Here is a 4,975-nt window from a genome sequence, read left to right as displayed (position 1 = left end):
TGTCTCGTCTTCAGCTTCTTTCTTCCATTTTTCACTACCCGTTCACTTTCACAATAGATACAGTTCATTTTTTTCAACCTTATACTGCGTAACAATTCTAGCTCTCACTCCCTAAGCAGACAATGCCTTGATCACGGGATTGGTATTCCTGCCGAAGATTTACCGAAACTGTTTCGAACATTTCAACGGGCTAGTAATGTGGGCAATATTCATGGCACAGGCCTGGGGTTGAGTATTGTCAAAACCTGTGTGGACTTACATGGGGGATCAATTGAGGTGGAAAGTGTCTTAGACCAGGGGACTTGGTTCAAGGTGTGGCTCCCAAATCATTCCACTACTCTGCCCAAGGTAGGCTCCCCAGAATTGATCAATACAGCCAAATAAATAAAAGGTCTTGAACCTCTGAAGAACCTAAAGGCCCCGGGCCAGTAGGGCTGCGGTGAAGGGAATCAAGGCCAGTCCGACCAATTCCCCCCGAATCAACCATTGCAACACAGATACTTTGCCTTCCTCCAGTACGGGAGCCTGGCGATCGCGCAGGGTTTTAATCCACATTAAAAACGAGAAAGTGGGATAGAGGGAAAGTAACCCCACCAAGATAAATAATCCCACCTTGGCAAAGAAAATATGATGACTCAGGTAATAATCAGTGCCCTTGCCAAAATACATCACCCGTAAAACCCCTGTAACCAGCACCGCTGTGGCGGACAAGCCATAGATACTATCGGCAATGACCAATCGCCAAGACTCCTCCAGGGTAGGTTCTTTTTTCAAGGTCAGACCCTCTGTGACCAAAGCGCCGAAGGCGACCATGAAACTGAGGTAATGAATATACGCAACGGTGGCACTAATCCACATATGTCAATAAAACCAAAATAGTTTAGCTTTTGAAGATTGTTAGCCAAAAATCCAAAATTATCAAACCCACCAGGGTTTTTCCCCTGTGCGAGGATCCAATGCAGTCCAGGGGGAAATCAAAATGTGATCATCTACCACAGCCACTTGCACTATTTTCAGAGGTAAAGGAGCGGGTCCCCGGGCCACAGAGCCGTCGGGATGGTAGCGGGAACCATGGCAGGGACACTGAAATTCTTGGTCGTTGCCATTCCAGGGGAAAGTACAGCCTAGGTGGGTGCAGACATCCACAATGCCGATGCTGTCAAGGCTACCGTCTTCTTTGACAATTAGATAGGTGGGGTCACCGGCTAGACCAGCCACCAAAGCCCTGGTACCGGGAGCTTCCGCCAAAATTTGGGAAGCGGGAATGGCGTTGCCCAAAACATCCTTAGCAATAATGCCCCCTCCAGCCCCGGTTTTTTCGGCGGGGGGAACGAGGAATTTTCCCACGGTGTACAGTCCCGCACTGGCCGTAACGGCAACGGTGGTGCCGGTGAGAAAATTTAGTAATTGACGACGGGAAAAAGAGGGGGAGTCGATGGCGGAGGAGTTGATCATAATTTAAATTAATCCAAACGAATGGTAAAAATTGGTGGGAAAATACAGCGGATACCACCGGAATCATTCGCCTTGCAAGTGCCCATTGTTATATACAGGACTTTATTAAGCCAACTAAAAGGGGTAACCACTGTATTGAGACGATTGGTTTTGCTTGAGCTTACTTACTTGGTATTGATACCGAGTAATTTGTACAGTCCACAGAAACCAAAAGTGGCGGAAAATAGCATCAATCCCCCTCCAGCGGTAAGACCCAAACCTAAGCTGGTGCCGGAGTAGAAAAATAAGCCTAAATAGAGTAATGCGGAAGCAACAACTAAACGAATCAAACGATCAATAGAGCCCATATTGGTGACCATGGCATAAATCTCCTGTGGAAAAATTGATGATAATAGAGAAATTTGTGTCAGCTTTTTTGCTGTTTTAAGGGACATGAGTAAAATTCAAAATCGAATCCCTTTACTTTTCTTATTATAACAATAAATTTTTGTTAAGAGTGTCGTTTTGGCTATGCAAAAAGGCATATTTTTGAGTTTGATTGGTCAAGTTTTTACGGTCATTTCCCCCGCCGCTTGCCAGCCCATAAAACTAGGGGGAAAACCGACAATATTTTCGTAGCCGAAAAGTTTTAAAGTCATTACCGCCATAGCTGAACGATAGCCAGTGGAGCAATAGACAATAACTTTATTATCCGGAGAAAGTTGGGTAAGATTATGGGTTAAAGTTCGTAGGGGAATATTAATGGCTCCGGGAATATGACCAGCTTGGTATTCTTTAACTTCCCTTACATCCACTAAGATAGTCTGGGCATCACCTAACTGTTTTTTTAGGGCTGCCGGTGTCCGAATCGTGTAATAGTTTGCCGGCAGAGAATTTAAAAACTGCTCGATCGCCAAGTCTACCGTTTCGGTCTGGGGACTGAGTTCAGAATTGAAGGAGGGGGGTAAACTTGCGGCCAGGGTAGGTTGGAAATTAAAACCCATTAAGCAGAAAGTTAAAAAGAAAACAGTAAGGCAACGAACAATAATTAATTGCATAGAAATGGTCTGGTTAAATCAGGATTACTTTTTTGCCAATACTTGGATTAGAGCTGCTTTACCTTGATGGTAAATACCTTCGTTCAAATGCCGCTCTAAAGTGTGGCTGGTTAAGTATGCAAAACTGGACAATTCTTCCCGTAAATTCATCAAGTTCGGGAGTAGATCTAAGTCCTTGGGACCACCGGTTGTATATTGCAGTTGCTCCGGGGCAAATCCTTCTAAAATAAACACCCCGCCGGATTTTAAGCCTTGGTAAATTCGTGGATAAAGTTGTTTTCGTAAACTGGAAGGTAAATGGCAGAAAATAGAAACAATACCTTGCCAGGCATCGGCAATAATTTCAAAATCTGCCAAATTACTCTGGATGGTGGTAATTTTTACACCTTTTTCCCGGGCTAACTTTTGCGCCTTAGCTAAACCAACAGAGGATTGATCTACCGCTGTTACTTGGTAACCCAAACTTGCTAAAAAACAAGCATTGCGCCCTTCCCCTTCCGCTAAACAAAGAACTTTGCCCTGGGGAATTTGCCCCGCCACACTGACTAAAAACTCATTGGGTTCTGTACCGTAAACGTATTCTGACTGGTTAAATCTTTCATCCCACATAATTTTTCCTCGTCATTTTTCTTGATATTCCCTTAATAAAGCCAAGGAATCAATTTTTTTACCCGGCTTCGGTAATCGTCATAGTCGTCGCTGAATTTATTTTCTAGCCAGATTTCTTCTCGGTTAGCTTTGAAATTAAAAAATACAAATAACAGCACTGCCCCAATTAAATGGGCCAAACTCCATTGCCAAAATCCATAGGCGATCGCCAGAAAAACCACACCGCCGTAGAGGGGATGGCGAATAATGCCGTAAATACCAGTGGTAACCAATTGACTATGCTGTTTGGGATGGGGTAAGGGAGTCAGATTTTCTCCTAAATGTAGACCACCACCAATTAGTAGAACTACGGCAATCGTGCCAAAAACCAAAGTTCCAGCCCAGATAATTAACTGATTCTGTTCAGCTAGTAATTGAAAATTAGTGGGAGTATAAACCGGTAAAAGTACAAATCCGAGGGAGAGAATTGCTTGCCCCAGCACCCAATATTCACCTTTTTTCCCTTGCCACCAATCAGTGGAAAAACCCCAGTCCTTAAATTGATTCATTGCGTTTCACCCCAAAAATAGACTTAAACTTTACTGACTTAACTTTAACCTTGGAACATAAAAGGCACCCCATTCCGAGAGTGCCCTTGATTAACCAAATGAAACGAAGTCCAACAGTCAGCTATGGCAATGGCATTAGCCTTCAATGGCGGGGGCGTTGAGGGCGACCATTTGGGCATCACCGGCAGCCAAATCCAAGGGGAAGTTATGAACGTTGCGTTCGTGCATCACCTCAAAACCAATATTGGCTCGATTGATGACATCGGCCCAGGTGCTAACGGGATGACCTTGGGCATCCAGAATCGACTGGTTGAAGTTAAAACCGTTGAGATTGAAGGCAAAGCAACAAACGGCAAGGGCAGCAAACCAAATCCCAATTACGGGCCAAGCACCAAGAAAAAAGTGGAGGGCACGGCTATTGTTAAAGGAAGCATATTGGAAAATCAAACGGCCAAAGTAACCATGGGCGGCGACGATGTTATAGGTTTCTTCCTCTTGACCAAATTTATAACCTTGGTTTTGGGATTCAACTTCAGTGGTTTCCCGAATTAACGAAGAAGTTACCAAGGAACCGTGCATAGCGGAAAATAATGCTCCACCGAACACTCCAGCTACGCCTAACATGTGGAAAGGATGCATCAAGACGTTATGTTCTGCTTGCAGCACCAACATGAAATTAAAAGTGCCACTGATGCCCAGGGGTAGACCATCGGAGAAAGAACCTTGGCCAATGGAATAGATCAATAACGTAGCAGTAGCCGCAGCAACGGGGGCGCTATAGGCGACACAAATCCAAGGGCGCATTCCCAAACGGTATGACAATTCCCATTGGCGACCGAGATAACAGAAAATTCCGATCAAAAAGTGAAAAATAATCAGTTGATAAGGGCCACCGTTATAGAGCCATTCATCGAGACTAGAGGCTTCCCAAATGGGATAAAAGTGCAAACCAATAGCATTGGAACTGGGTACTACAGCAGCAGTGATAATGTTATTACCGTACAGTAAAGAACCAGCAATGGGCTCCCGAATACCATCAATATCCACCGGTGGAGCGGCGACAAAAGCGATAATGAAACAGGTGGTTGCGGTCAGCAAAGTGGGAATCATTAACACCCCAAACCAACCGATGTAGAGGCGATTAGAAGTGCTAGTAATCCAACGGCAGAACCGTGACCACAGGCTTTGTTCCTGTAATCCTAATTGGGTAGTAGTCATGGCGAATAATTACGAAGTAAGATTTTGGTTTTAAGCTTGAATTTAATTTTTGCTGGTTATTTTGACAATAACGACCAGTCAAATCCAATTAAACCAGATATATAAAGG

The 4,975-nt window shown here is 44.3% G+C and carries 8 protein-coding genes; 1 reads left to right on the top strand and 7 read right to left on the bottom strand.

Features of this window, described 5'->3' with window-relative positions; all coding sequences use genetic code 11:
* Positions 1 to 57 precede the first annotated feature (57 nt).
* The gene (locus IQ219_RS16725) at positions 58 to 384 is read left to right on the top strand and encodes a sensor histidine kinase (protein ID WP_194073353.1); all 327 of its coding nucleotides are present in this window, start codon (positions 58 to 60) and stop codon (positions 382 to 384) included.
* Between the two features lie 27 nt (positions 385 to 411).
* Here IQ219_RS16725 and IQ219_RS16720 read toward each other — a convergent pair whose 3' ends face one another.
* The 7 genes from IQ219_RS16720 to psbA all read right to left on the bottom strand — a co-directional run bounded on the left by IQ219_RS16720 (position 412) and on the right by psbA (position 4,867).
* Positions 412 to 858: a DUF2214 family protein gene (locus tag IQ219_RS16720; RefSeq protein ID WP_194020477.1), complete on the bottom strand. Its 447-nt coding sequence runs from the start codon at positions 856 to 858 to the stop codon at positions 412 to 414.
* 60 nt (positions 859 to 918) lie between these two features.
* On the bottom strand, positions 919 to 1,455 hold the full coding sequence (petC, locus tag IQ219_RS16715; protein ID WP_190599198.1) for a cytochrome b6-f complex iron-sulfur subunit: 537 nt from the start codon (positions 1,453 to 1,455) through the stop codon (positions 919 to 921).
* Positions 1,456 to 1,619: 164 nt separating this feature from the next.
* Entirely contained in the window at positions 1,620 to 1,814 is a 195-nt protein-coding gene (locus IQ219_RS16710) for a DUF2892 domain-containing protein (protein ID WP_190599197.1), read from the bottom strand.
* Between the two features lie 183 nt (positions 1,815 to 1,997).
* The gene (locus IQ219_RS16705; RefSeq protein ID WP_194073352.1) at positions 1,998 to 2,492 is read right to left on the bottom strand and encodes a rhodanese-like domain-containing protein; all 495 of its coding nucleotides are present in this window, start codon (positions 2,490 to 2,492) and stop codon (positions 1,998 to 2,000) included.
* A 24-nt stretch (positions 2,493 to 2,516) separates the two neighbouring features.
* Positions 2,517 to 3,101 carry a class I SAM-dependent methyltransferase gene (locus tag IQ219_RS16700; protein ID WP_194073351.1) on the bottom strand — a complete coding sequence of 195 codons (585 nt, stop codon included), beginning with the start codon at positions 3,099 to 3,101 and terminating at the stop codon, positions 2,517 to 2,519.
* A gap of 32 nt (positions 3,102 to 3,133) precedes the next feature.
* Complete coding sequence (locus tag IQ219_RS16695) at positions 3,134 to 3,649, bottom strand: isoprenylcysteine carboxylmethyltransferase family protein (RefSeq protein ID WP_194020481.1); 516 nt, start codon at positions 3,647 to 3,649, stop codon at positions 3,134 to 3,136.
* A gap of 135 nt (positions 3,650 to 3,784) precedes the next feature.
* Positions 3,785 to 4,867 (bottom strand): photosystem II q(b) protein, encoded by a 1,083-nt coding sequence (gene psbA / locus IQ219_RS16690; RefSeq protein ID WP_194073350.1) that lies wholly within the window; start codon positions 4,865 to 4,867, stop codon positions 3,785 to 3,787.
* Positions 4,868 to 4,975: the final 108 nt, after the last annotated feature.

Source organism: Synechocystis sp. LEGE 06083 (genome assembly GCF_015207725.1).
Classification (GTDB): Bacteria; Cyanobacteriota; Cyanobacteriia; order Cyanobacteriales; family Microcystaceae; genus Synechocystis; species Synechocystis salina.
The sequence above is the reverse complement of the archived record's forward strand: the minus strand, read 5'-3'. Positions and strand labels throughout refer to the sequence as shown.

Coding starts and splice junctions, on each gene's coding strand:
- IQ219_RS16720 (WP_194020477.1), bottom strand. CDS start 858: ATGTGGATTAGTGCCACCGTTGCGTATATTCATTACCTCAGTTTCATG.
- petC (WP_190599198.1), bottom strand. CDS start 1,455: ATGATCAACTCCTCCGCCATCGACTCCCCCTCTTTTTCCCGTCGTCAA.
- IQ219_RS16710 (WP_190599197.1), bottom strand. CDS start 1,814: ATGGTCACCAATATGGGCTCTATTGATCGTTTGATTCGTTTAGTTGTT.
- IQ219_RS16705 (WP_194073352.1), bottom strand. CDS start 2,492: ATGCAATTAATTATTGTTCGTTGCCTTACTGTTTTCTTTTTAACTTTC.
- IQ219_RS16700 (WP_194073351.1), bottom strand. CDS start 3,101: ATGTGGGATGAAAGATTTAACCAGTCAGAATACGTTTACGGTACAGAA.
- IQ219_RS16695 (WP_194020481.1), bottom strand. CDS start 3,649: ATGAATCAATTTAAGGACTGGGGTTTTTCCACTGATTGGTGGCAAGGG.
- psbA (WP_194073350.1), bottom strand. CDS start 4,867: ATGACTACTACCCAATTAGGATTACAGGAACAAAGCCTGTGGTCACGG.